This window comes from Vibrio sp. 1978 (assembly GCF_033344345.1).
Genome location: NZ_JAWPOP010000009.1, coordinates 114,907 through 138,931, shown reverse-complemented (window position 1 = coordinate 138,931; position 24,025 = coordinate 114,907). Strand labels below are relative to the sequence as shown.

Genomic DNA, 24,025 nt, shown 5'->3' with positions numbered 1-24,025 from the left:
AGATTTTGCTGTGAAAAATTAACTATGGGGTAGGTTTTTTAATACATGGAGAGTTAATACGATGAGAGTTGGTTTAGTTGGTTGGCGCGGTATGGTTGGTTCAGTCCTTATGCAGCGTATGGTTGAAGAGAAAGACTTCGACCTAATCGAACCAGTATTCTACAGTACTTCTCAAGTTGGTATTCCTGCTCCTAACTTAGGAAAAGACGCAGGCTTACTGCAAGACGCGTATGATATTGAAAGCTTAAAACAGCTTGATGCGGTAATCACCTGTCAAGGTGGTAGCTACACAGAAAAAGTTTTCCCTGCACTTCGTCAGGCTGGTTGGAAAGGCTACTGGATTGACGCGGCCTCTACGCTACGTATGGCTGAAGATTCGATCATCACACTTGATCCAGTGAACTTAAAGCAAATCCAACAAGGCATCCACGGTGGCACGAACACATTTGTCGGTGGTAACTGTACGGTTAGTTTAATGCTAATGGGGCTAGGTGGTCTATTTGAGAAAGGCCTTGTTGAGTGGACAAGCGCAATGACTTACCAAGCCGCATCTGGTGCTGGTGCGCAAAATATGCGTGAATTGATCTCGCAAATGGGCGTTATCAATGACTCTGTTAGCTCTGAACTTGCAAACCCATCAAGCTCTATCCTAGATATCGATAAGAAAGTCGCGGATACAATGCGCAGCGGCTCTTTCCCTACCGATAAGTTCGGTGTGCCACTAGCTGGTTCGTTGATCCCATGGATCGATGTGAAGCGCGATAATGGTCAGAGTAAAGAAGAGTGGAAAGCGGGCGCTGAGGCGAATAAAATTTTGGGTTCTCAAAGTTCACCTGTTCCAATTGACGGTACTTGTGTGCGTATTGGCGCGATGCGTTGTCACTCTCAAGCACTTACTATCAAGCTTAAACAAAATGTACCAATGGACGAAATCGAAGAAATCATCGCCACTCATAACGATTGGGTGAAAGTGATTCCTAACGACCGTGACATCACTGCTCAAGAGCTAACACCGGCAAAAGTTACGGGCACAATGTCTGTACCAGTGGGTCGTCTACGTAAGATGGCAATGGGTGATGATTTCCTAAATGCTTTCACTGTTGGTGACCAACTGCTTTGGGGTGCTGCGGAGCCGTTGCGTCGTACTCTGCGAATTATTCTGTCTGAGAAAGCATAATCACATCAATCCTTTATTTGATGACAAAATAAAAGAGCTCCTTAGGGAGCTCTTTTTTCATGCGTCGTCTTCCGTTCGAACGACTCTTTTGTCTGGATCGGCCAGTTCACTACCACAATGTTTACAGTAAATTGCGTCAGAGTCGTGCCCTGCGTGGGAGCAGTTTGGGCATTTCACCAATACTTTGTGCGATTGCATCTCTTGGTGCAGTTCGGCAGTGAAAATACCTGTAGGTACCGCCAAAATGGAATAACCCAGTAACATGGTGAGTGATGCAAGCCCTTTACCTAGGTCTGTTTGGGGGACCAAGTCACCATACCCAACCGTTGTGATGGTCACGATCGCCCAATAAATACTTTTAGGAATGCTAGTAAATCCGTTTTCAGGTCCTTCAATGATAAAAATCAACGAGCCGAAAATCGTTACCATAATGGCGACGGAACTAAAGAAGATAAAAATCTTTCTGCGCGCCATAAGCAGTGAACGTAAGAGGATATTGGACTCTTGGAGGTATCGGACTAACTTGAGTATGCGGAATATTCGCATCACTCGCAGCGCCCTGATCACACCCATAAACGAAGCGGATGGGAAGAAGAGTGCTAAATAAGTGGGCAAAATCGCAAGTAAATCGACGACACCATAAAAACTCTTTGCGTAGGCGGCAGGTTTGGGAGAGCAATAAAGCCTTAGAAGGTATTCAATCGTGAATAGGCCAGTAAATGTGTATTCAATAAACTTCAGCTCTTTTTCCCACTCGGCCCGAACGGAGGGTATCGAATCTAACACCAGTACGATTAACGAACTTATGATCGCGATAATGAGAGCAATATCGAACGTTTTACCAGCTTTGGTATGAGTACCAAAAATGGTGACATATAGAGTATGTTTAAGAGAGTCAGTCGTCATGACAAAGCGATCCATTGTTGAATCGCTCTATCATACAATTTTATAGAAACTCAGGCTAATCCTGGAAATAAGTTGCGTAAGCCATTCGCAATGAACTCTATGCCAAGCGCGCCCAATATCAAACCCATGATACGAGTAATGACGTTGATTCCAGTTTGACCTAAAAATCGTACGATCAATGGGGCAGAACGGAATAATAGCCATGAACAAAGGCAGAACAAACCAATCGTAATACTAATGCCCACGGTATCGAACATGCTTGGGTAGCGTGCACCATAAACAATAGTCGAACTGATTGCACCAGGACCTGCCATTAAAGGCATTGCAAGAGGGACCACACCAATCTGTTCACGACTGACGTATTCCGTTTTCTCTTGTTTGTTCTGCTTATCTTCCCCCAGTTTACCGCTCATCATCGAGAATGCGATGCTAAGTAATAGCAACCCGCCAGCGACACGAAACGAATCCAGAGAAATACTGAACATGTCTAACAGTAACTGACCAGCAAAAAGCGAAATGATCAGGATGATCGCAACAGCCACATTTGCTGTTGTTGCCGTATTGCGCTTTTCGTCGGGTGTCATATGCCCGGTTAGTGACACAAACACAGGCATGATACCAACAGGGTTTACTGCGGCGACCAAACCGAGAAAAAACTGCAAGAAGATAGCAAGTTCAAAAGTTTGCATGTTGCTTACTCATCAAAGTTCACATTAGTGAAAAGGAGAAGGGGTAATTTGGGCGTAATGTAAGGCAAAAGTTAGGTTGTAAGAAATGAAAAAAACTAACGCATTCCCTGCCATTTAAGTGAGAAAAACTAATTCTTTAATAAACTGTATCTAATCTGGAAAGGAAATGTTACGTATAAAGTTGCTGATAAATTGCACTGTTTTACATAAACGTTAACATTCGCACATTTTTGATAAAAACCAAGGTGGTTTGTAGAGAGATGTATTCGGTTCGATATACTCTCAGTAGCACAAAGAATTGGGCCTACATGTAATTTTGTTGGTCAAAAATGAAACTTTTTTACAGGTTGTTGTAGTTTCTTTTATTTATTTGTCCATTTGCTTCTTTTTTACTCAATAAAAAATGAAAGTTAATTTATTTGTTTATCAGTGATTTATGTCATTTTGGTGTGATGAGGCACCACTTTGGTAGTATTTAGGTGGTGAGAACTGATCCAAGTCAATTTTTTTCACACTCTGAAATATTATACTCAGTCCTGAAAGCAATTTACTAAGACGTTTGTTTTCTAAGTGGCTGATAAACAGTAAAAACGATAAGTAATAGCCTTAGTAAAAAGTTTTTAATATTTGTTAATTTTAGGAGATTCCCTATGCCTGTAACTAATATGGCTGAACTAGATGCAATGGTTGCTCGCGTTAAGAAAGCGCAAGAAGAGTTCGCTACTTACTCTCAAGAGCAAGTAGATAAAATCTTTCGTGCAGCATCGCTTGCAGCTAACCAGGCCCGTATCCCGCTAGCTCAACAAGCGGTAGAAGAATCTGGTATGGGTATTGTTGAAGATAAAGTAATCAAGAACCACTTCGCTTCTGAGTTTATCTACAACAAATACAAAGACGAACAAACGTGTGGCATCTTAGAAGAAGATGACAACCTAGGTACTATGACTATCGCTGAGCCTGTAGGCATCATCTGCGGTATCGTACCAACGACTAACCCAACTTCTACAGCGATCTTCAAATCTCTAATCTCTTTGAAGACTCGTAACGGTATCATCTTCTCACCACATCCACGTGCGAAAAACTCAACTAACGATGCAGCTAAACTCGTTCTAGATGCAGCAGTAGCAGCAGGCGCACCAAAAGACATCATCGGTTGGATCGACCAGCCTTCTGTTGAGCTTTCAAACGCTCTAATGAAACACGATGACATCGCGCTTATCCTTGCAACTGGTGGTCCAGGCATGGTTAAAGCAGCATACTCTTCTGGTAAGCCAGCAATCGGTGTAGGTGCAGGTAACGTTCCTGTTGTTATCGATGAAACAGCAGACATCAAACGTGCTGTTGCTTCTATCCTTATGTCCAAGACTTTCGACAACGGTGTAGTATGTGCTTCTGAGCAGGCGGCAATCGTAGTTGATGAAGTATACGACGAAGTGAAAGAGCGTTTTGCTTCTCACAAAGCTTATGTCCTAAGCAAAGCAGAAGCTGATAAAGTTCGTAAAGTGCTTCTTATCGATGGCGCGCTAAACGCGAAAATCGTAGGTCAGCCAGCAGCAGCAATCGCTGAAATGGCAGGCGTTAAAGTTCCAGCAGACACTAAAGTTCTTGTTGGTGAAGGGCTGGGCAAAGTATCTCACGATGACGCATTCGCTCACGAGAAACTATCTCCAACTCTAGGTCTATTCCGTGCTGACAACTTCGAAGACGCGGTTGCTCAAGCGGTAACTATGGTTGAGATTGGTGGTATCGGCCACACATCTGGTCTTTACACTAACCAAGATACTAACGCTGATCGTATCCGTTACTTCGGTGACAAGATGAAGACAGCTCGTATCCTAATCAACATCCCGACTACTCACGGCGGTATCGGTGACTTGTACAACTTCAACGTTGCGCCATCTCTAACGCTAGGTTGTGGTTCTTGGGGTGGTAACTCTATCTCTGAGAACGTAGGTCCTAAACACCTAATCAACAAGAAAACTGTAGCGAAGCGAGCTGAAAACATGTTGTGGCATAAACTACCTAAGTCAATCTACTTCCGTCGTGGTAGCCTTCCAATCGCACTGGGCGATCTAGAAGGTAAGAAACGTGCATTCCTAGTAACTGACCGTTTCCTATTCAACAACGGTTACGCAGATGACGTAGTAAGCCTACTAAAAGCTCAAGGCATGGAAGTTCAAACATTCTTCGATGTTGAAGCTGACCCAACACTGTCTGTAGTAGAAAAAGGTGCGGCTCAAATGGCTAGCTACCAACCTGACGTTATCCTAGCGCTAGGCGGTGGTTCACCAATGGATGCAGCGAAAATCATGTGGGTAATGTACGAGCACCCAGAAACTCACTTTGAAGAACTAGCAATGCGCTTTATGGACATCCGTAAACGTATCTACAAGTTCCCTAAAATGGGTAAAAAAGCTGAGCTTGTATGTATCACTACAACTTCAGGTACTGGTTCAGAAGTTACTCCATTCGCGGTTGTTACTGACGACAAGACTGGTGCGAAATACCCACTAGCTGACTACGAAATCACGCCAAACATGGCAATCGTTGATGCGAACCTAGTAATGAACATGCCTAAGTCTCTAACAGCATTTGGTGGTTACGATGCAGTAACTCACGCTCTAGAAGCTTACGTTTCTGTTCTTGCTAACGAATACTCAGATGGCCAAGCTCTTCAAGCACTTAAGATGCTAAAAGAGTACCTACCATCAAGCTATGCGAACGGTGCAAATGACCCAATCGCTCGTGAGAAAGTACACAACGCAGCTACTATCGCTGGTGTTGCATTTGCGAACGCATTCCTAGGTGTTTGTCACTCAATGGCTCACAAACTGGGTGCTGAGTTCCACTTGCCACACGGCCTAGCTAACGCACTACTTATCTCTAACGTGGTACGTTACAACGCGAACGACAATCCAACTAAACAAACTGCGTTCTCTCAATACGACCGTCCACAAGCACGTCGTCGTTACGCTGAAGTTGCTGACCACCTAGGCCTAAGCCAAGAAGGTGACCGTACTGCTCAGAAGATTGAACGTCTACTAGCATGGTTGGATGAACTAAAAGTTAACCTAGACATCCCAATGTCTATCCAAGCGGCAGGTGTTGCTGAATCAGATTTCGTAGCGAAACTGGATGAGCTAGCGGTAGAAGCGTTCGATGACCAATGTACTGGTGCGAACCCACGTTACCCTCTAATCAGCGAACTTAAAGATGTGTTGATGGCTTCTTACTACGGTAAAGCATTTGTTGAAGGCGAAACTTTCGAAGGTACAACTGTTATCAAGAAGAAAGCAGACCAAGAAGCAGCAAAAGCAGCACCTAAAGCAAAGAAAGAAAAAGCTGACGCGTAATTAAAAAATCGAGTGAGCAAGGTTTTCGCTAGCACGGAACCTTAATCGGGAAAAGGTTAAAGCCCCAGTCAAGTGACTGGGGCTTTTTTTATTTTGGTGCAGGAGTTACATCTGGCTTGGGAAAACAGAGTTGCTGTGTATGCTTACACTTCGGTCGCAACTACTCGGCCACTGAAGTATTCATTCGCGACGATGTATGCTGTGTTGCGGACTAGTTCGTCTTGGATCTCAGCCCAGTGTCTCTCGTTGAGCTCTTCTTTTGTATGATTTACCGAGGGAATAACGCCGCCCACTCGAATGTTGAATGGTGTGAGTTCTTTTGCCCAGCTGTGAGTAAAACCTGACACCAACGCCGCCATGCTTTCAACTCCCGTAAAGTCTTCATGGTTGTCATGAGAAATGACGTTAACAATGACGCCTTTCTTGTTTCTGGCTCGAAAGCGCTCTGCTCCTACTTGGCCGTAGGTATAAAGGAAGCGTGCCGCAGACGACAAGTGATCAATGTAAGTACTCATTGGTTCTGGCGCCATTAAGCCAGGCATAGGAGAGCTGGTCCAGCAATTAACAATCACATCTGGTGTCGCACGTAGCTGTGATTCTATCTGGTCAAACAATAAGTTAATGGACGTTGTGTTATCACTACACACATTCATCGCATACACTTTGTCAGTGAAAGCGCTGATTTGCTCATAGCTCGCTCTCAAAGCGCTAGAATTTTGGTCACAAAGAATCAACGTTGCTCCAAGGTGAGCAAAGTGATTTGCACAGGTTCTTCCTATAACCGAACCTGCAGACGTGACGAGAATAATTGATTCTTTGATATCCATAGCACCTTCACTGTATCCATATGTGAAAAACAATACACCAGTGGTTTGTGCTAATAGCATGGTTGAAATTCGTTGGGTTCAGTGTGAAAGGCTTCAAACTAACGCTTTCGAGTGAGGACTATTGTGCGGTAATTTGTAAGATGTCACATTTCTGACGTGTAGGTATTGCAAGCTATTGGATAAAAAGCGGATCTCTATGCTTTAGCTTGAATTTGATGCTGACGTTGAGCCGTCACTAGCTGATTATATAGCCCAGCATCTGGGATCAGTTGTTTGTTGCGTTCGCCCAATCTGCGTCGCTCATGACCAGATAGGTTGTGATAAACCTCCTCTGGTAGGTTGAATGTGTCTTCAGGCAGGTAAGTCAGCGCATCTGGTTTTAGGTAATGGCTCAGCTTTGCGGAAGGCAATCCTGCATCGTGAAACTGTTTCGCTTGTTCAGCTGCGAGTTCATAGCTGCTGCTATCAGAACGAAGAGCTTGAGGTTGCGATAAACCCAATTGTTGGCGAAGAATACTGTCACTGGTGATGACTTCCTGGACCTCTTCAACCGGGACTACATCGCGAACATCATTAGAGAACATAGACAGAATCAGCGAGAAATCCGCACGACGACCGTCGTGTACGGCATGGTTAATACCATTACCGAACTGAAGTTCGTTGATAATTGCAGCTTTGTCTAAAGTATGAATTTGCATGATGTTCCTCGCTCGATGCTCTTTTAACGGCGTGGATAAGAAGAACTTTAGTAAAAGAGGGAATTATTTAAAGGTGCTAGGGAAGGCGAAACAAAAAAGCCCGCTAAATAGCGAGCTTTTGAATAAGACTAAATTGAACTTAGGGGGAAGTATATTACTTCGCTAGGTTCTCAGCTACGAAGTCCCAGTTTACTAGAGCCCAGAAGCCGTTCATGTAATCAGGACGTACGTTACGGTAATCGATGTAGTACGCGTGTTCCCATAGGTCAACAGTTAGAAGTGGTGTTGTACCTTCTTCTGTTAGAGGAGTAGCAGCGTTAGAAGTGTTAACGATCTCTAGAGAGCCATCAGCTTTCTTAACAAGCCAAGTCCATGAAGAACCGAAGTTGTTGATTGCTGAATCAGTAAACTTCGCTTTGAATTCTTCAAAAGAACCGAATGCTGCGTTGATTGCGTCTGCAACTGCGCCAGTTGGCTCGCCGCCCGCATTTGGAGCAAGACAGTGCCAGTAGAACGTGTGGTTCCAGATTTGCGCTGCGTTGTTGAATACGCCACCAGTAGAAGTCTTGATGATCTCTTCTAGAGTTTTGCCTTCGAACTCAGTACCAGGGATAAGACCGTTAAGCTTAACAACGTAAGTGTTGTGGTGCTTACCGTGGTGGTAGTCTAGAGTCTCTGCTGAGATGTGTGGTTCTAGTGCGTCTTTCGCGTAAGGAAGAGCTGGTAGTTCAAATGCCATTACTCGATTCTCCATTGATTTGAAAGGATGACCTTTCGATTGCTTCCAGTGTTTTTTTATAGCTATGTCGCCTTTAAGGCTGACTTGCTAAGTATTTTAGCAAGTTTTTACTTTATTAAAACCCCGATATGAAAATATTTTAAGAGGTTAGCAGTGGTGAAGTGCTGCATTGCTCGCCAATGAGCAACCTAAAATTAAGCCTTATTAATTATATGGTTTTTATTCTGTCGTTATTGAGTAGAATGTGGCAAATAAATAAAGTTCAAACCCATGAATGAGGAAGCGATGGAAACTATCGACAAAATCAAACAGCAGATCTCTGAAAACTCAATCCTGCTGTACATGAAAGGATCACCGAAACTACCTAGCTGTGGTTTCTCTTCTCAAGCGTCACAGGCACTAATGGCATGTGGTGAGAAGTTCGCTTACGTAGACATTCTGCAAAACCCAGATATCCGTGCTGAGTTACCAAAGTACGCGCAATGGCCAACTTTCCCTCAACTATGGGTTGAAGGTGAGCTTATCGGCGGTTGTGACATTATTCTAGAAATGTTCCAAAAAGGTGAACTGCAGCCTCTAATCAAAGAAGCAGCAGCGCGCGCTGAAGATCAAGCTGAGTAATTCGTAAATACTCACATTTAGCGATAGAATACGAAGGAGCCGTACTGGCTCCTTTTTCTTTTTAGGTTAGTGGAATGAACATAAAGCTTTACTACGTGCATGACCCAATGTGCAGTTGGTGTTGGGGTTACAAACCAACGCTGGATAAACTAAAACAGCAACTGCCAGGTGTGATTCAGTTTGAGTATGTGGTTGGTGGTCTTGCGCCAGATACTAATTTACCGATGCCGCCCGAGATGCAACAAAAACTCGAAGGTATTTGGAAGCAGATTGAGCGCCAGTTAGGCACTAAGTTTAACTACGATTTCTGGAAGCTTTGTACGCCAGTTAGAAGCACTTACCAATCTTGTCGTGCGGTTATTGCAGCGGGCTTTCAAGACTCTTATGAGCAGATGCTAGAAGCGATTCAGCATGCGTATTACTTACGTGCGATGCCTCCTCATGAAGAAGCCACTCACTTGCAACTAGCGAGAGAAATTGGCTTGAATGTTCAGCAATTCAAGAATGACATGGATGGCTCTTTCTTAGAAGGTGTGTTCGAAGATCAATTGAGCCTTGCAAAGAGCCTAGGTGTGAGCTCTTACCCTAGCTTGGTTCTTAAAATTAACGACGCTTATTTTCCGATTGCCATCGATTACCTGTCGACAGAACCAACCTTGAAGCTGATTCGTGAGCGTATTATTGACAATATACCAGCGCAATAACCACAGTTATGAATAACAAAAAGCCGCTCATTGAGCGGCTTTTTCGTAACTAAATGTATATCCATCCAAGCAATAGTATTAAAGCACCATTGCTGCAATCCAACCAAAGATGATTAGAGGGATATTGTAATGGATAAAGGTTGGAACGACTGTTTCCCAAATGTGCTCATGTTGACCGTCGGCATTTAGACCAGATGTAGGGCCTAATGTAGAGTCAGAAGCTGGAGAGCCTGCATCACCTAACGCAGCCGCAGTACCTACCAGTGCAATCGTTGCCATCGGCGAGAAGCCGAATGCTAGCGCAAGAGGCACATAGATAGTTGCAAGGATTGGAATCGTAGAGAACGATGAACCAATGCCCATTGTTACCAACAGACCAACGATCAGCATCAGTAGTGCAGCTAAAGGCTTATTGTCACCGATGCTGGTTGATAGCGATTGTACTAGTGTTTCAACACCGCCAGTTTGCTTCATTACTGCTGCAAAACCTGCCGCTGCAATCATGATGAAGCCAATCATTGCCATCATGTGTACACCTTTAGTGAACACGTCGTGCGTCTCTTTCCATGCAATAACGCCGCCGAAAGTAAACACCATAAAGCCAGCTAGAGCACCGATAATCATTGAACCCGTGTAAAGCTGAACACCCAATGCAGCGACAATACCAAGTGCCGCAACTAAGATGTGCTTTTTATTGATGACATGATCGGTTTCGTCAACGACAGTCAACTCAGTTTCTTTGTAGACACGCGGTTTACGATAGCTAACAAAGATAGCCAGTAATAGACCAAACAGCATGCCTGCACCTGGCAGTAACATGGCGGTTGGGACTTGGCTTGCAACCACGTTTTCCAAACCGTTGTCATGTAGGTTCTTTAATAGAATGTTGTTTAAGAAAATACCGCCGAAACCAACAGGTAAGATCATGTAAGGTGTGATCAAACCGAAGGTAAGAACACACGCGACCAAACGTCGGTCGAGCTTAAGTTTCGCGAATACGCCCAAAAGAGGTGGAATCAAAATTGGAATAAAGGCGATATGGACCGGAATTACGTTCTGAGATGACATCGTGACAAGCACTAACGCCACCAACACGGCGTACTTTAAGCCAGTAGTGGAAGCGGAGTTTTCTTTACCATTTAAGCGCTTGATAACACTTTTGGCCAGTAGATCCGTGATGCCTGATTTCGAGATGGCAACAGCGAAAGTACCTAACATGGCGTAGCTTAGCGCGATAGTTGCACCGCCACCTAGACCACTTTCAAATGCGGCAACCGTATCCCCAAGGCTCATGCCTGCGACTAGGCCGCCTACGATGGCACTAAACGTGAGGGCAACCACCACGTTTACGCGCATCAATGCTAACACGAGCATGACGCACACTGATATAACGACAGGATTCATACTTTTCCTAATATGTTGTGTTTACTTATTATTCTTCGTCGACAAGCGGCCAACCGCCGAGGGCCTTCCATTTGTTGACAATACCGCAGAATAATTCTGCTGTTTTTTGTGTATCGTAAAGCGCAGAGTGTGCTTCACGGTTATCAAATTCCATCCCGGCTGTTTTGCATGCTTTAGCGAGAACTGTTTGGCCATAAGCAAGGCCACTTAATGTAGCCGTATCAAAAGTAGCAAAGGGATGAAAAGGGACTCTTTTTAGTTTACAGCGTTCATTTGCTGCATTTACAAAACCCAAGTCGAATGCTGCGTTATGAGCAACCATAATTGCACGTGAGCAATCTGCGGCTTTTTGTTCTTTGCGAATAAGCTTATAAATTTCCTTTAGCGCCTCTTGCTCAGAAACAGCACCACGAAGAGGGCTGAAAGGGTCACGAATACCATTGAATTCAAGCGCTTCTTTTTCTAAGTTAGCGCCTTCAAATGGCTCCACATGAAAATGAATGGTGGAGGCCGGATGCAACACGCCATGTTCGTCCATTTTCAACGTAACGGCACAGATTTCTAAAAGTGCATCAGTTTGAGCATTGAAACCAGCGGTCTCAACGTCTACTACCACAGGGAAATAACCACGAAAGCGTTTTTTCAAGGTTAGAGCTTCATTTTCTAGTGTCATGTTGGCTTATTTTTGTGTGACGAAGGCTGCATTATTGCAGATTATACCGATGAGAAAAACCGCAATTTAAGAGAAAACCGGAATTCTATTTTGCATCCAATCAATAAGTTTGTATTGCATATTATGTAGACGTTTATTCGCCATACTTTGCATCATGTAAACCGATAAAACATGAGGAAGTAAAACGCTAAGTGGCGGTTAAGGTGATTGGAACACGGTGGCTCACATTAATGGCAGTGTGACAGATAACCCTATATTGGCGAGATTTTTGCATGCCGGTTGAAGTGGTTTTATTGATGCAAATTGACGGCAACAGACTGCCGTTTAAGAGACAGTATTAGATGAAGAAATGGCTGATTACCAGTGGTGTTGTATTTTCGTTGTTTAGCACAAGCAGCTTCGCATTGATGGGCAAACGTTATGCTGCAACTCCACAGCAATCTCAATGGGAAATGGTGGTCAATACACCATTAGAATGTCAGCTTGTACACCCCATTCCAAGCTTTGGAGATGCGGTATTTTCATCTCGTGCGAATAAAAAAATCAATTTAGACTTTGAGTTAAAAATGCGTCGCCCGATGGGAGAAACACGTAACGTCAGTCTCATTTCTATGCCGCCACCTTGGCGACCAGGTGAACACGCCGATCGAATTACAAACCTAAAGTTTTTTAAACAGTTTGATGGTTATGTCGGAGGGCAAACAGCATGGGGCATTTTGTCTGAGCTGGAAAAAGGCCGTTATCCGACTTTTAGCTACCAAGATTGGCAGAGCCGAGATCAGAGAATTGAAGTCGCATTGTCATCCGTGCTGTTTCAAAATAAGTACGACGCGTTTAGCGACTGTATTTCCAATTTATTGAAATACAGTTTTGAAGACATTGCCTTTACGATTTTGCACTACGAAAGACAAGGTGATCAGTTAACCAAGGCTTCCAAAAAACGTTTATCACAAATTGCAGATTATATCCGACATAATCAAGATATCGATCTCGTGCTGGTGGCGACGTACACCGATTCAACCGATGGCAAAAGTGCGAGCCAAAGTTTATCTGAGCGACGTGCAGAGTCACTTCGTGATTATTTTCAGTCTCTAGGGCTACCGGAAGATCGAATTCAAGTGCAAGGGTACGGCAAGCGTCGTCCTATTGCAGATAATGGCTCGCCAATAGGAAAAGACAAAAACCGCCGAGTCGTAATATCACTCGGGCGAACCCAAGTGTAACGAATATAAAAACGCCGAAGCTGAAAGCTTCGGCGTTTTTAATTTACTGACGTTGTTAATAATATTTTAATGGGATTTTGCTAAGTACCTTTCGGTGATTCCAGCTGTATAATTTGAATGTTAGTTTAAGCGGAATTTGGCAATGACTTCGCAATTTGTTGCGGTATCGATTTTTTCAACCTGTTTGGCAATAGCCGGATTAGGGTGACGTTTCATGAAGTCTATTAATGCTTTAGTGCAACATCCTATTGAGTCGATAAAGCTTGCACATTCTTTATTTGGGCATTGTGGGATGAGTGTTAAGACTTTCTCTGAAGCCAGCTGAAGGTATTTGAGTTCATAGTCAGTGTCTCCGGCCCAACGCCAGAACTGAGCTAAGTTATGACAAGAAATCACAGAAATTAATAATCGCTCGTCTGCTTCAATTTCCACACATTCGCTAATATCTTCACTCAGGCTTAGGGCTTGCTGGTAATGAAGAATGCTGCGAACAGGGTCATCTAGTTGAAGTGCCGTATCGGCTAGAAGTGTGTGTTTTTCCCATTCACTGATCATTATCGTAATCCCGCATATCGAAGTTGCGAATAAATCTAAACGATAATTATTATCAAGTAAAGTGTTTTGTTTATAAAAGAACAGGCAGATCGCAGACCTGCCTGTAATCGATGTTCAACTTGCAGTACAAGTGATTATTAGAAGTGCCGCTTAGCCTTCAAGACCTGCTGAAGCTTGCTTGTTTTGGATAAGCTCAATCATATAACCATCTGGGTCTTTTACGAATGCAATGTGCGTGCTTCCGCCTTTTACTGGACCTGGTTCACGCGTCACATTACCGCCCGCCGCTTTGATAGCGTCGCAAGTTGTGTAGATATCATCAACACCAATGGCGATATGACCAAAAGCAGTACCTAGGTCATATTCAGTTTTACCCCAGTTGTAAGTTAGCTCGATCACAGCACCTTGGGATTCGTCACCGTAGCCAAGAAACGCCAGTGTGTATTCGTACTCTTTATTCTCGTTCGTACGAAGCAACTGCATGCCCATAACTTCAGTGTAAAACTTGATGGATTTGTCTAGATCACCTACGCGAAGCATAGTGTGGAGAATTCGACCATTTGACATTTTTTGCTCCTAGCTTTGATTTTCAAATAGCGTTAGCTATCTGGATATACTTTCTCTTTATATTCGCACAAATCTTCAATAATGCAGCTACCGCAGCGAGGCTTTCTCGCCAAGCACGTGTAGCGGCCATGAAGAATGAGCCAGTGGTGCACATCGAGTTTGAACTCTTTTGGCACAACTTTTAATAGCTTTTGCTCGACATCATCAACCGTTTTGCCCATTGCAAACTTAGTACGATTCGACACGCGATAAATGTGCGTATCGACGGCAATGGTTGGCCAACCAAAAGCGGTGTTGAGCACGACGTTTGCGGTCTTGCGACCTACGCCTGGTAGCGCTTCTAACGCTGCACGATCTTCAGGAACTTCACCATTGTGTTTTTCCAACAAGATCTTACAAGTCTTGATAGTGTTTTCTGCCTTTGAGTTAAACAAACCGATGGTCTTTATGTATTCTTTTAAGCCATCAACTCCCAAACCGAGAATACTTTGCGGTGTATTAGCGACAGGGAAAAGTTTGTCGGTGGCTTTATTGACACTTACATCGGTTGCTTGCGCTGATAATAATACCGCGATTAGCAGCTCAAAAGGGGAGCTCCAGTTAAGCTCAGTTTGAGGATTCGGATTGTTTTCTCGTAATCGCTCAAGAATTTCGATTCTTTTTATTTTGTTCATTGCTGACTTCCAATACCGTCTCTGCGGTTTATGAAAAAGGCTCCTATGACAGAGCCTTATCTTGTTATGCGTTAGTGACGCGAGCACGTTCTATGGTTGGTTTTTCTTCTTTTGGTTGACGTGCCTGGACTGAATTATCGATGACATTTTTAAGCGCTATCAACAGACCAACGCCGATAAATGCACCGGGTGGAAGAAGCGCTAGCAGAAAGCTGTTGTCAAATTGGAAAACTTGAATGCGGAGAGCGGATGCCCAGTCTCCTAATAGCAGATCTGCCCCGTCGAATAGTGTGCCATTACCAATTAACTCACGCATGGCACCTAGCACGACCAAAACGCTTGTCATACCAAGACCCATCCATAAACCGTCTAATGCTGCAGGCGCAACATCATTTTTTGAAGCGTATGCTTCAGCTCGACCAATAATGATGCAGTTCGTTACAATCAGAGGAATAAAGATACCAAGAGACAGGTATAAACCATACGCATAGGCATTCATCAATAACTGAACGCAGGTAACAAGTGAGGCAATAATCATCACGAATACAGGAATGCGGATCTCTTTTGGTACGTAATTACGAATAAGAGAAACCGTGACGTTGGAGCCGACCAGCACTAATAAGGTTGCAATACCAAGACCTAAGGCATTGGTTATTGTGGAAGAAACCGCTAGTAGTGGACACAGACCCAGCAGCTGTACGAGAGCAGGGTTATTGCTCCACATACCGTTTTTCATCAGCAATTTATTTTCACTCATTACTGCTCTCCTTCACAGCCTAACGGTTGGCTAAGAATGTCTTCACGAGATTGGTTTACGTAGTTAACGGTATTTCGCACCACTTTTACGACGGCTCTAGGTGTGATCGTTGCACCAGTAAATTGATCGAAATCACCACCATCTTTACGAACTTTCCATGAGTTCCAGTTACTTTCCGTGACTTGTTTGCCCGTAAAGCTCAGGATCCAGTCGGTGACACGAAGATCAATTTTGTCGCCCAGGCCAGGGGTTTCTTGATGGCTTAAGACGCGTGTCCCCAAAATATTGCCCTGATTGTCAATCCCAGTAATAACTTTTATCTCACCATTGTAGCCATCTGGCGCGATGGATTCTATTGCGATTGCTGTCGGTTCACCATTCTTCGTGGCGAGGTAGGCTGGCATCGCACGCAATGTCCCCAGTTCTGGTGACGTGACCATAGTGCAGGCTTGCGTGAGTGCGTTGTCATGCATGTTTTCTGGAATGACTTGATTCAAAACAGAAAGCAATTGTTGTTGTTCTTGTATCTTGATTTGGTCTTTTGTTAGGTACTGAGTAAAGGCGACTAATCCGGTTGTTGCACAGGCAAAGATCGCAAGTGTCAGACCATTTTTTCTAATAGCGGTTAACATGTTTACCTCAGTGACCGTAAGTTCTAGGTTTGGTGTAGTAATCGATCAGTGGCACACACATATTTGCAAGTAACACTGCGAATGCAACACCATCAGGGAAGCCGCCCCAACTGCGAATGATAAAGACCAAAGCACCAATAAGCGCGCCAAAGATCAAACGTCCTTTAACGGTGGTAGACGCCGACACGGGATCGGTTGCAATAAAGAATGCGCCAAGCATGGTTGCACCTGATAACAAGTGGAAGATTGGCGACGCAGTTTCCCCTGGGGTCAGCAAGCTGAACACGAGGCTAAATAGCGTCAGGCTCGCTAGGAAGCCTACGGGGATATACCATTGGATGATACGTTTTTTGATCATCACTAAACCACCAAGTAAGTAGGCAAGATTTACCCATTGCCAACCAATGCCAGCTAATCCATCGAATATTGGCTGCGACAGTACTTCGCTTGGGGTTGCACCTGTATGAATGCCGGTCTTAAATGCATCAAGTGGCGTCGCCATTGTCACACCGTCAACCCCTGTTCGAACTTGCTGAAGCGATAAGCCGTCGTAATCATAGCCCGTAAAAATTAAAGAGAGTGTATCTGCAAAATTTACATGATCAGGTATGAGTGATGTCGGTGCACTCCAACTCGTCATTTGTACTGGGAAAGAGATCAACAAGACCACATAAGCGACCATTGCAGGGTTGAATAAGTTTTGTCCAAGGCCACCATAGAGGTGTTTAGCGATTACTATCGCAAAAATAAGTCCGATCACCATAATCCACCACGGAGACCATGGTGGTATAGCAACGGCTAACAACCAAGCGGTAACTATTGCACTGTTATCACGTAGCGCTCTCATTGGTGAGCGTTTACGACAGATCATGACTAAGGCTTCAAGGGATACAGCGACTGCAATGGCAAAAATTAGTTGAATAAGCGTACCCCAGCCAAAGAAGTAGGTTTGAGCTACTAAACCTGGAAGTGCGCAAAGTGCCACCCATTTCATTAAGTCTGGCGTACTACGACGACTGTGGGTATGCGGTGAACTGGCAATAAAAAACGACACTACTCGTTCTCCTCAGTATTATTTTTATTAGCTTCTTGTTGCGCTTTGCGTGCCTTCGCGCGCGCAATTGCTGCGGCAACCGCGGCTTTCTTCGGATCCTCTTCTGGTTCTTCGGAAGCTGCTTCTTCAACAGGCTCTGTTTGCGTTTCTTGCTTCGCTTTGCGCGCTTTGGCTCGAGCGATGGCAGCAGCCACGGCGGCTTTTTTCGGATCTTCGGTTTGCTCGGCAGGTGCTTCAGCTTCTTCCGCTTCAGCTGAGTCTGCTTGCTTCGCTTTGCGCGCTTTGGCACGTGCAATGGCAGCGGCAACTGCGGCTTTTTTCGGATCGTCGGTTTGCTCGGCAGGTGCGTCAGCTTCTTCCGCTTCAGTTGAGTCTGCTTGCTTCGCTTTTCGCCCTTTGGCACGTGCAATCGCAGCAGCCACGGCGGCTTTTTTCGGATCGTTGGTTTGCTCAGTAGGTGCTTCAGCTTCTTCCGCTTCAGTTGAGTCTGCTTGCTTCGCTTTACGTGCTTTGGCACGTGCAATCGCAGCAGCCACGGCGGCTTTTTTCGGATCTTCGGTTTGCTCGGCAGGTGCGTCAGCTTCTTCCGCTTCGGTTGAGTCTGCTTGCTTAGCTTTGCGCGCTTTGGCTCGAGCAATTGCAGCGGCAACTGCGGCTTTTTTCGGATCGTCGGTTTGCTCAGCAGGTGCGTCAGCTTCTTCCGCTTCAGTTGAGTCTGCTTGCTTCGCTTTACGTGCTTTGGCACGTGCAATGGCAGCAGCAACCGCGGCTTTCTTCGGATCGCTGTCTTGCTGTGCAGACGTTTCCGATTCTACAGATTCAGTTGAATCTTCTTGTTGTGCTTTTTTCGCTTTAGCTCGGGCGATGGCGGCCGCAACTGCCGACTTTTTATCATCAGCGTTATTGTCTGGCGTTTCGCCTTGTTCTTTTTGCGCTTTCCGTTCGCGAGCAAGACGTTTGCGCTCTTCGCGCAGTTTTGCCATTTCTGAGTTATCAGGTTCACTAGAGCCTGCTTTAGCTGCTGCCGCTTGTTTCGCCTTCGCTTTGGCAATGGCTGCCGCTACGGCTGGTTTTACTGCTGGCTCTGTTTTTTCTGTGGTTTCTGTCTTTTGAGCTTTCACTCGTGCGATTGCTGCTGCTATCGCATCATCGCCGCCAGAAGACTTCATCTCTTTACGGCGCTGATCGGCAGCTTTCTTGAAGCGATTTTCACGTTCTGCTTTTTCGCGTTCCATACGCGCTTTTTTCTCTTCAAAACGCAGTTTTGCTCGCTCTGCAGCTTCCGCTTCTTGTGTTCTAGTTCTAATTTCTGCTTTCGCTTGGCGGTAGTACTGTACGAGCGGAATTTCACTTGGACATACAAACGCACAAGCGCCGCACTCGATACAATCCTTTAAGTTTAATTCTTCGAGTTTGTCATACTCTTCAGCTTTTGCATGCCATTGCAGTTGTTGAGGCAGCAGCGAAGCAGGGCACGCTTCTGCACATTGGCTACAGCGAATACATTCCATCTCATACTGGTGCGGAGAGATCTCACGACGAGTCGGAGCAAGGATACAGTTTGCTGTCTTGGTAATCGGCACTTGGGAGTGAGGAAGGGTAAAGCCCATCATTGGCCCACCCATAATTAAACGCTGTAACTTCTTATCTGCTTTATAGCCAAACTCATCCAACAGTGCTTGTACTGGTGTCCCTAATAATGCCCAAACGTTGCGTGGTTGTTTGAAGGTTTTACCAGTGAGAGTCACGATGCGTTTTATCATCGGCTCACCGTCGATGACTGCGCGTTTTATAGCGTAAAGAGAACCAACATTCTGAACCAAAATACCAATATCGGCTGGAATCGCGCCACTTGGCACTTCTTTATTGGTTAAAATTTTGATCAGCTGTTTTTCACCGCCAGAAGGGTATTTAGTTGGGATAACGCGAATAACGATATCTTTGTTTATAGCCGCAGCTTCTAGCGCTTTGATTGCTTCTGGTTTGTTGTCTTCAATGCCAATAATCGTGAGCTTTGGTGTCAGGATATGTTCGACAATTTCGATACCTTGAATAAGCTCTTCGGCATGTTCTTGCATGAGCTTGTCATCAGACGTGATGTATGGCTCGCACTCTGCTGCATTAACGATAAGAATCTCGGTACGAGCAAAACCTGATTGGATTTTTTTTGCAGTAGGGAAACCTGCGCCACCCATACCAGAAATACCAGCGAGACGAATAATATCAATCAGTGCGTCAGGGGTTTCTTGTTGGTAATCTGCGACGGGGTTTCTTTCACACCATGCATCTTTCCCATCAGGCGTGATGACTGCGCACAACTCACTTAACCCAGAAGGGTGCGCGACAGTTCGTGGCTCAATCGCGGTGAGCGTACCTGATGTTGGAGCATGCACTGGAACCGTAAAGCCGGTCTCCGATTGCGTTAATGGCTGACCTTTTAATACGTAGTCACCTTCGGCAACCAGTAGGTTACCCGCTTTACCAATGTGCTGTTTTAGCGGCAATACAATTTCTGACGGGATAGCCGCATGAGCGAGTTCAGTTTTGTTGGACTGCTTTTTATTTTCTGCCGGATGCACACCACCTGGGAAATCCCAAAGCGCGCCTGTACGAATTTGTTCAATCAAAGACAACATGTGAAACCTTACTTAATTGAATCTTTCACGTTCGCTGCATTGTCGGCAGCATCCGTAATGTTAAGTACCGGAATGGAGTGAAGTTGCCACTTCCAGCTTTCTGTGGTCGTTGCCACAGGAATCATTTCAATACAATCAGTCGGACATGGGGCAACACACAAGTCACAGCCCGTACATTCGTCTTTGATTACGGTATGGACCGCCTTTGTTCCGCCTACAATTGCATCCACCGGACACGCCTGAATACACTTAGTGCAGCCAATACACATGTCTTCATGAATAAACGCAACGGTTGGAATTTTGCTGTCGAGATCGTGCGCAGATTCTTCTGGCTCAACACCCATTAAGTCGGCGAGCTTTTCGATTGTTGCCTGACCACCAGGTGGACATTTGTTGATGTGGTCGCCATTTGCAATTGCTTCAGCATAAGGGCGGCAACCAGGGTAGCCACATTGACCGCATTGAGTTTGCGGTAAAATGGCGTCGATTTGATCCACAATAGGGTCCGCTTCAACTTTAAAGCGAATAGAAGCAAAACCAAGTATCGCGCCGAAAATCGCAGCCAGAACCGCTAACGCGATAATCGCAATTAAAATCGTACTCATCGCTTACTTCACCAAACCTGTAAAGCCCATAAAGGCGAGTGACATTAAACCTGCTGTAATCATTGCTATTGATGCACCTTTAAAAGGTACAGGAACGTCGGCGGCGGCTATGCGCTCTCGCATGGATGCAAAAAGTATCAACACCAATGAGAAACCAACAGCGGCGCCGAAGCCGTAGATGATCGATTCAATAAAGTTATGGTTTTCATTAATGTTAAGAAGTGCCACGCCCAATACTGCGCAGTTTGTTGTGATCAGCGGTAAGAAAATGCCAAGCAAGCGATAAAGCGTCGGGCTGGTTTTGTGCACAACCATTTCGGTGAACTGCACCACAACGGCTATCACCAAAATAAAACTCATGGTTCGAAGGTACTCAATACCCAGTGGACGAAGGATGTAGCTTTCCACTAAATACGCACACACTGACGCGAGCGTTAGCACAAAAGTTGTCGCTAAGCCCATACCTATTGCTGTTTCCAGTTTTTTGGACACGCCCATGAAAGGACATAGGCCCAAAAACTTCACCAGTACAAAGTTGTTCACCAGCACAGTGCCGACCAACAACAAAACATATTCGGTCATAGTTATTACGTTCTTAAAATCCGATCTTGATATTATCGTGTTTTGTGACACCAATAACAACCAGTGAACGATGTGGTTTTACATACACGATGGAAAAATAGTCGTCTAATTGATGTATTTTGATGAATCAATAAGAAATTGAATCGTTTGCTGAATGTATTGTTAGCGAGAGGATACTACCTATTAATTTTCATCTAATGTGTGATTTTAAAAAAAGCCCGCCTCTCCCAGGTAGAAAAGAGAGGCGGGCAACGCATATTTACAAGCTAATTATTTAAACTTTCTGAGTGCTTGATGGACTGTGTTTATATCTTACTTGTGAAGGTACGAGTGATGACGTCTTGCTGTTGCTCTGTCGTTAGAGAGTTAAAACGTACCGCATAACCAGACACTCGAATCGTCAACTGAGGGTATTTCTCTGGATGTTCAACCGCATCCAATAACATCTCTCGGTCCAGAACGTTGACGTTAAGGTGTTGACCACCTTCAATCGCAATGCCCTCGTTGCTTGCTTCGTGATGGAAGTAACCATCCATTAGCGCAGCTAGGTTCTTCTTCTGACTCAAGTCATCTTTACCCAATGCGCTCGGCACAATTGAGAAAGTGTAAGAAATACCATCTTTAGCGTAAGCAAACGGTAATTTAGAAACCGATGCCAGAGACGCAACCGCCCCTTTTTCATCACGACCGTGCATTGGGTTTGCACCCGGTCCAAAAGGCATACCTGCGCGACGGCCATCAGGTGTATTACCCGTTTTTTTACCGTAAACCACGTTAGATGTGATTGTTAAAATCGATTGAGTTGGCACTGCTTCGCGGTAGGTGTGCATCTTCTGAATTTTCTTCATGAAGCGCTCAACTAGATCACAAGCGATGTCATCAACACGGGCATCGTTGTTACCAAATTTTGGATAATCACCTTCGATTTCAAAATCAACGGCGATGCCATCTTCATCACGAACAGGCTTCACGGTCGCGTATTTAATTGCCGCCAAAGAGTCAGCGACAACAGACAGACCTGCAATACCACACGCCATGGTGCGGTGCACGTCGCGATCCATCAATGCCATCAGTGATGCTTCGTAGCTGTAACGGTCATGTGAGTAATGGATGATGTTCAACGCTGTGACGTATTGCGTTGCTAGCCACTCCAACATATTGTCGAAACGAGGCATCAAAGCGTCAAAGTCGAGAATTTCATCTTGAACTTTGTCCACTACCGGACCCACTTGCGCTTTCGATTTTTCATCGATACCACCATTGATGGTGTAAAGCAGTGCTTTTGCAAGGTTGGCACGTGCACCAAAGAATTGCATGTGCTGACCAACAACCTGCGGGCTCACACAACAGGCAATCGCGTAGTCGTCATTGTCGAAATCAGGACGCATTAGATCGTCGTTTTCGTATTGAACCGAAGAGGTATCAATCGACACTTTTGCAGCATATTGTTTGAACGCTTCAGGTAATTGCTCTGACCAAAGAATCGTCATGTTTGGCTCAGGAGCAGGGCCCATAGTATGTAGTGTATGTAAGTACCGGAATGTCGTTTTAGATACTAGCGTACGGCCATCAACGCCCATACCAGCCATGGCTTCGGTTGCCCAGATTGGGTCGCCAGAGAACAATGAATCGTATTCTGGTGTGCGTAGGAAGCGAACCATGCGTAGCTTCATGATGAAGTGGTCAATCATTTCTTGCGCTTGTGATTCATCAATCAAACCGTTTGCTATATCGCGTTCTAGATAGACGTCTAGGAAAGTCGAAGTACGGCCCAGTGACATTGCTGCGCCGTTTTGCGATTTAACCGCCGCTAGGTAGCCAAAGTAGGTAAATTGGATCGCTTCTTGTGCAGTTTTTGCAGGTAGCGACATATCAATGCCGTATTTCAGACCCATTTGACGAATGTCTTCAAGCGCTTGAACTTGATCAGCTATTTCTTCGCGAAGACGAAGTGTTTTCTCAAGATCGTTGCCTTGTTCTAAGAACGTTTGTGTTGAGTTGTATTGCTCTTTTTTGTCTGCTTTTAAGAAGTCGATACCGTATAGGGCGAGACGACGATAGTCACCAATGATACGACCACGGCCATAGGCATCAGGAAGGCCCGTGATGATGCCTGATTTACGACAGGCTAGAATTTCTTGGGTGTAAAGGTCGAAACACGCTTTGTTGTGAGTTTTACGGTATTCAGTGAAGATTTTTTCAACCGTTGGATCTAGCTCGCGGCCATAAACTTCGCACGAGTTTTTTACCATGCGAATCCCGCCATTGGCGATGATTGCACGTTTTAGCGGTTGATCAGTTTGTAAGCCAACGATCTTTTCCAGATCTTTGTTGATGTAGCCTGCATCGTGGGAAGTGATTGTTGAGGGCAAGTCTGTGTCAAAATCAATAGGGGCGTGTGTGCGGCTTTCTTGTTTTATGCCTTCAAGCACTTGGTTCCATAACGCTGAAGTGGATTCGCTAACTTCAGCTAAGAAAGTCTCGTCTCCCTCATAGGGTGTATAGTTTTTTTGGATGAAGTCACGAGTGTTGACAGAGTTTTGCCATTCACCAGCAGTAAATCCAGCCCATGCATCTAGCATGTCAGTTGTCGGAATAGTCATAAGTAAATCCCTAAGTTATTGATAATTAGAATGGAGGCGACGAGTAGGACGGAACCATTCTTAACCCTTTTAATCGTATGGATTTATTTATTATGAGTAAAATGAATGCTTTTCATTTTTTTAATGATTAAATTGCATTAATAATAGATTCAACTATTTACGATTGTGTTTTGCTAGAAAAGAGACAGAATTAAATGTGTGGTGCTGTGAGAACACTATCTATGACAATGTTATGAGTTCTGTAATTTGAACTTATTTCGGTGTGATTTTATGGCGCCTAGATTGGCTTAGATTTCATGGCGATTAAGATACAAAAAAGCCGTGTCTTGCGACACGGCTTTTCTAT

22 protein-coding genes are annotated in these 24,025 nt (G+C 44.7%); 5 read left to right on the top strand and 17 right to left on the bottom strand.

The features are described 5' to 3' along the window. The first annotated feature begins 61 nt into the window (after positions 1 to 61). Entirely contained in the window at positions 62 to 1,177 is a 1,116-nt protein-coding gene (gene asd, locus R8N49_RS11360) for an aspartate-semialdehyde dehydrogenase (RefSeq protein WP_005380727.1), read from the top strand. Between the two features lie 57 nt (positions 1,178 to 1,234). On the opposite strand, the gene R8N49_RS11355 is transcribed toward asd, so the two are convergent. Then, positions 1,235 to 2,098, bottom strand: coding sequence for an ion transporter (locus R8N49_RS11355; protein ID WP_005380728.1), 864 nt, complete (start codon positions 2,096 to 2,098; stop codon positions 1,235 to 1,237). A gap of 35 nt (positions 2,099 to 2,133) precedes the next feature. After that, the gene (locus R8N49_RS11350; protein WP_005380729.1) at positions 2,134 to 2,772 is read right to left on the bottom strand and encodes a YchE family NAAT transporter; all 639 of its coding nucleotides are present in this window, start codon (positions 2,770 to 2,772) and stop codon (positions 2,134 to 2,136) included. Between the two features lie 650 nt (positions 2,773 to 3,422). Between R8N49_RS11350 and adhE the strand changes: the two genes are divergently transcribed. Further along, positions 3,423 to 6,125 carry a bifunctional acetaldehyde-CoA/alcohol dehydrogenase gene (gene adhE / locus R8N49_RS11345; protein WP_005380731.1) on the top strand — a complete coding sequence of 901 codons (2,703 nt, stop codon included), beginning with the start codon at positions 3,423 to 3,425 and terminating at the stop codon, positions 6,123 to 6,125. Between the two features lie 143 nt (positions 6,126 to 6,268). On the opposite strand, the gene R8N49_RS11340 is transcribed toward adhE, so the two are convergent. The 3 genes from R8N49_RS11340 to sodB form a co-directional block, all read right to left on the bottom strand. Further along, a complete protein-coding gene (locus R8N49_RS11340; protein ID WP_005380732.1) occupies positions 6,269 to 7,012 on the bottom strand; it encodes an SDR family oxidoreductase in 744 nt (247 codons plus the stop codon). Between the two features lie 134 nt (positions 7,013 to 7,146). Beyond that, positions 7,147 to 7,650, bottom strand: coding sequence for a VC2046/SO_2500 family protein (locus R8N49_RS11335; RefSeq protein ID WP_005380733.1), 504 nt, complete (start codon positions 7,648 to 7,650; stop codon positions 7,147 to 7,149). 154 nt (positions 7,651 to 7,804) lie between these two features. Then, on the bottom strand, positions 7,805 to 8,389 hold the full coding sequence (gene sodB, locus R8N49_RS11330; RefSeq protein ID WP_005396533.1) for a superoxide dismutase [Fe]: 585 nt from the start codon (positions 8,387 to 8,389) through the stop codon (positions 7,805 to 7,807). 285 nt (positions 8,390 to 8,674) lie between these two features. On the opposite strand from sodB, the gene R8N49_RS11325 reads away from it, so the two are divergent. Together R8N49_RS11325 and R8N49_RS11320 are read left to right on the top strand one after the other, a co-directional pair. After that, entirely contained in the window at positions 8,675 to 9,010 is a 336-nt protein-coding gene (locus tag R8N49_RS11325) for a Grx4 family monothiol glutaredoxin (RefSeq protein ID WP_017635833.1), read from the top strand. Positions 9,011 to 9,084: 74 nt separating this feature from the next. Next, positions 9,085 to 9,714 carry a DsbA family protein gene (locus tag R8N49_RS11320; RefSeq protein ID WP_138939555.1) on the top strand — a complete coding sequence of 210 codons (630 nt, stop codon included), beginning with the start codon at positions 9,085 to 9,087 and terminating at the stop codon, positions 9,712 to 9,714. Positions 9,715 to 9,792: 78 nt separating this feature from the next. Here R8N49_RS11320 and R8N49_RS11315 read toward each other — a convergent pair whose 3' ends face one another. Both R8N49_RS11315 and rnt read right to left on the bottom strand, forming a co-directional pair. Further along, a complete protein-coding gene (locus tag R8N49_RS11315) occupies positions 9,793 to 11,118 on the bottom strand; it encodes a Na+/H+ antiporter family protein (RefSeq protein ID WP_017821192.1) in 1,326 nt (441 codons plus the stop codon). A 28-nt stretch (positions 11,119 to 11,146) separates the two neighbouring features. Continuing rightward, positions 11,147 to 11,791, bottom strand: coding sequence for a ribonuclease T (gene rnt / locus R8N49_RS11310; RefSeq protein ID WP_005384888.1), 645 nt, complete (start codon positions 11,789 to 11,791; stop codon positions 11,147 to 11,149). 341 nt (positions 11,792 to 12,132) lie between these two features. Here rnt and motY point away from each other — a divergent pair, with 341 nt between their 5' ends. Continuing rightward, positions 12,133 to 13,014 carry a flagellar protein MotY gene (gene motY, locus R8N49_RS11305; protein WP_258489227.1) on the top strand — a complete coding sequence of 294 codons (882 nt, stop codon included), beginning with the start codon at positions 12,133 to 12,135 and terminating at the stop codon, positions 13,012 to 13,014. A gap of 120 nt (positions 13,015 to 13,134) precedes the next feature. On the opposite strand, the gene R8N49_RS11300 is transcribed toward motY, so the two are convergent. From R8N49_RS11300 to pflB, 10 genes are all read right to left on the bottom strand, one after another. Further along, positions 13,135 to 13,569 carry a DUF2753 domain-containing protein gene (locus R8N49_RS11300; protein ID WP_005384886.1) on the bottom strand — a complete coding sequence of 145 codons (435 nt, stop codon included), beginning with the start codon at positions 13,567 to 13,569 and terminating at the stop codon, positions 13,135 to 13,137. Between the two features lie 150 nt (positions 13,570 to 13,719). Continuing rightward, on the bottom strand, positions 13,720 to 14,136 hold the full coding sequence (gene gloA, locus R8N49_RS11295; protein WP_005380739.1) for a lactoylglutathione lyase: 417 nt from the start codon (positions 14,134 to 14,136) through the stop codon (positions 13,720 to 13,722). Between the two features lie 32 nt (positions 14,137 to 14,168). Beyond that, positions 14,169 to 14,810, bottom strand: coding sequence for an endonuclease III (gene nth / locus R8N49_RS11290; RefSeq protein WP_104979562.1), 642 nt, complete (start codon positions 14,808 to 14,810; stop codon positions 14,169 to 14,171). Between the two features lie 64 nt (positions 14,811 to 14,874). After that, entirely contained in the window at positions 14,875 to 15,567 is a 693-nt protein-coding gene (locus tag R8N49_RS11285; protein WP_005396543.1) for an electron transport complex subunit E, read from the bottom strand. Then, complete coding sequence (rsxG, locus tag R8N49_RS11280) at positions 15,567 to 16,199, bottom strand: electron transport complex subunit RsxG (RefSeq protein ID WP_006743364.1); 633 nt, start codon at positions 16,197 to 16,199, stop codon at positions 15,567 to 15,569. Before rsxG ends, R8N49_RS11285 begins: the two co-directional genes overlap by 1 nt. 7 nt (positions 16,200 to 16,206) lie before the next feature. Continuing rightward, a complete protein-coding gene (gene rsxD / locus R8N49_RS11275; protein WP_258489221.1) occupies positions 16,207 to 17,253 on the bottom strand; it encodes an electron transport complex subunit RsxD in 1,047 nt (348 codons plus the stop codon). Further along, positions 17,253 to 19,889, bottom strand: coding sequence for an electron transport complex subunit RsxC (gene rsxC / locus R8N49_RS11270; protein ID WP_318189982.1), 2,637 nt, complete (start codon positions 19,887 to 19,889; stop codon positions 17,253 to 17,255). The genes rsxD and rsxC overlap by 1 nt, the downstream gene beginning before the upstream one ends. Positions 19,890 to 19,897: 8 nt before the next feature. Further along, the gene (gene rsxB / locus R8N49_RS11265; protein ID WP_005380760.1) at positions 19,898 to 20,494 is read right to left on the bottom strand and encodes an electron transport complex subunit RsxB; all 597 of its coding nucleotides are present in this window, start codon (positions 20,492 to 20,494) and stop codon (positions 19,898 to 19,900) included. A gap of 3 nt (positions 20,495 to 20,497) precedes the next feature. Beyond that, on the bottom strand, positions 20,498 to 21,076 hold the full coding sequence (gene rsxA, locus R8N49_RS11260; protein WP_005380762.1) for an electron transport complex subunit RsxA: 579 nt from the start codon (positions 21,074 to 21,076) through the stop codon (positions 20,498 to 20,500). A 305-nt stretch (positions 21,077 to 21,381) separates the two neighbouring features. Then, on the bottom strand, positions 21,382 to 23,679 hold the full coding sequence (gene pflB / locus R8N49_RS11255) for a formate C-acetyltransferase (protein WP_053349610.1): 2,298 nt from the start codon (positions 23,677 to 23,679) through the stop codon (positions 21,382 to 21,384). Positions 23,680 to 24,025: the final 346 nt, after the last annotated feature.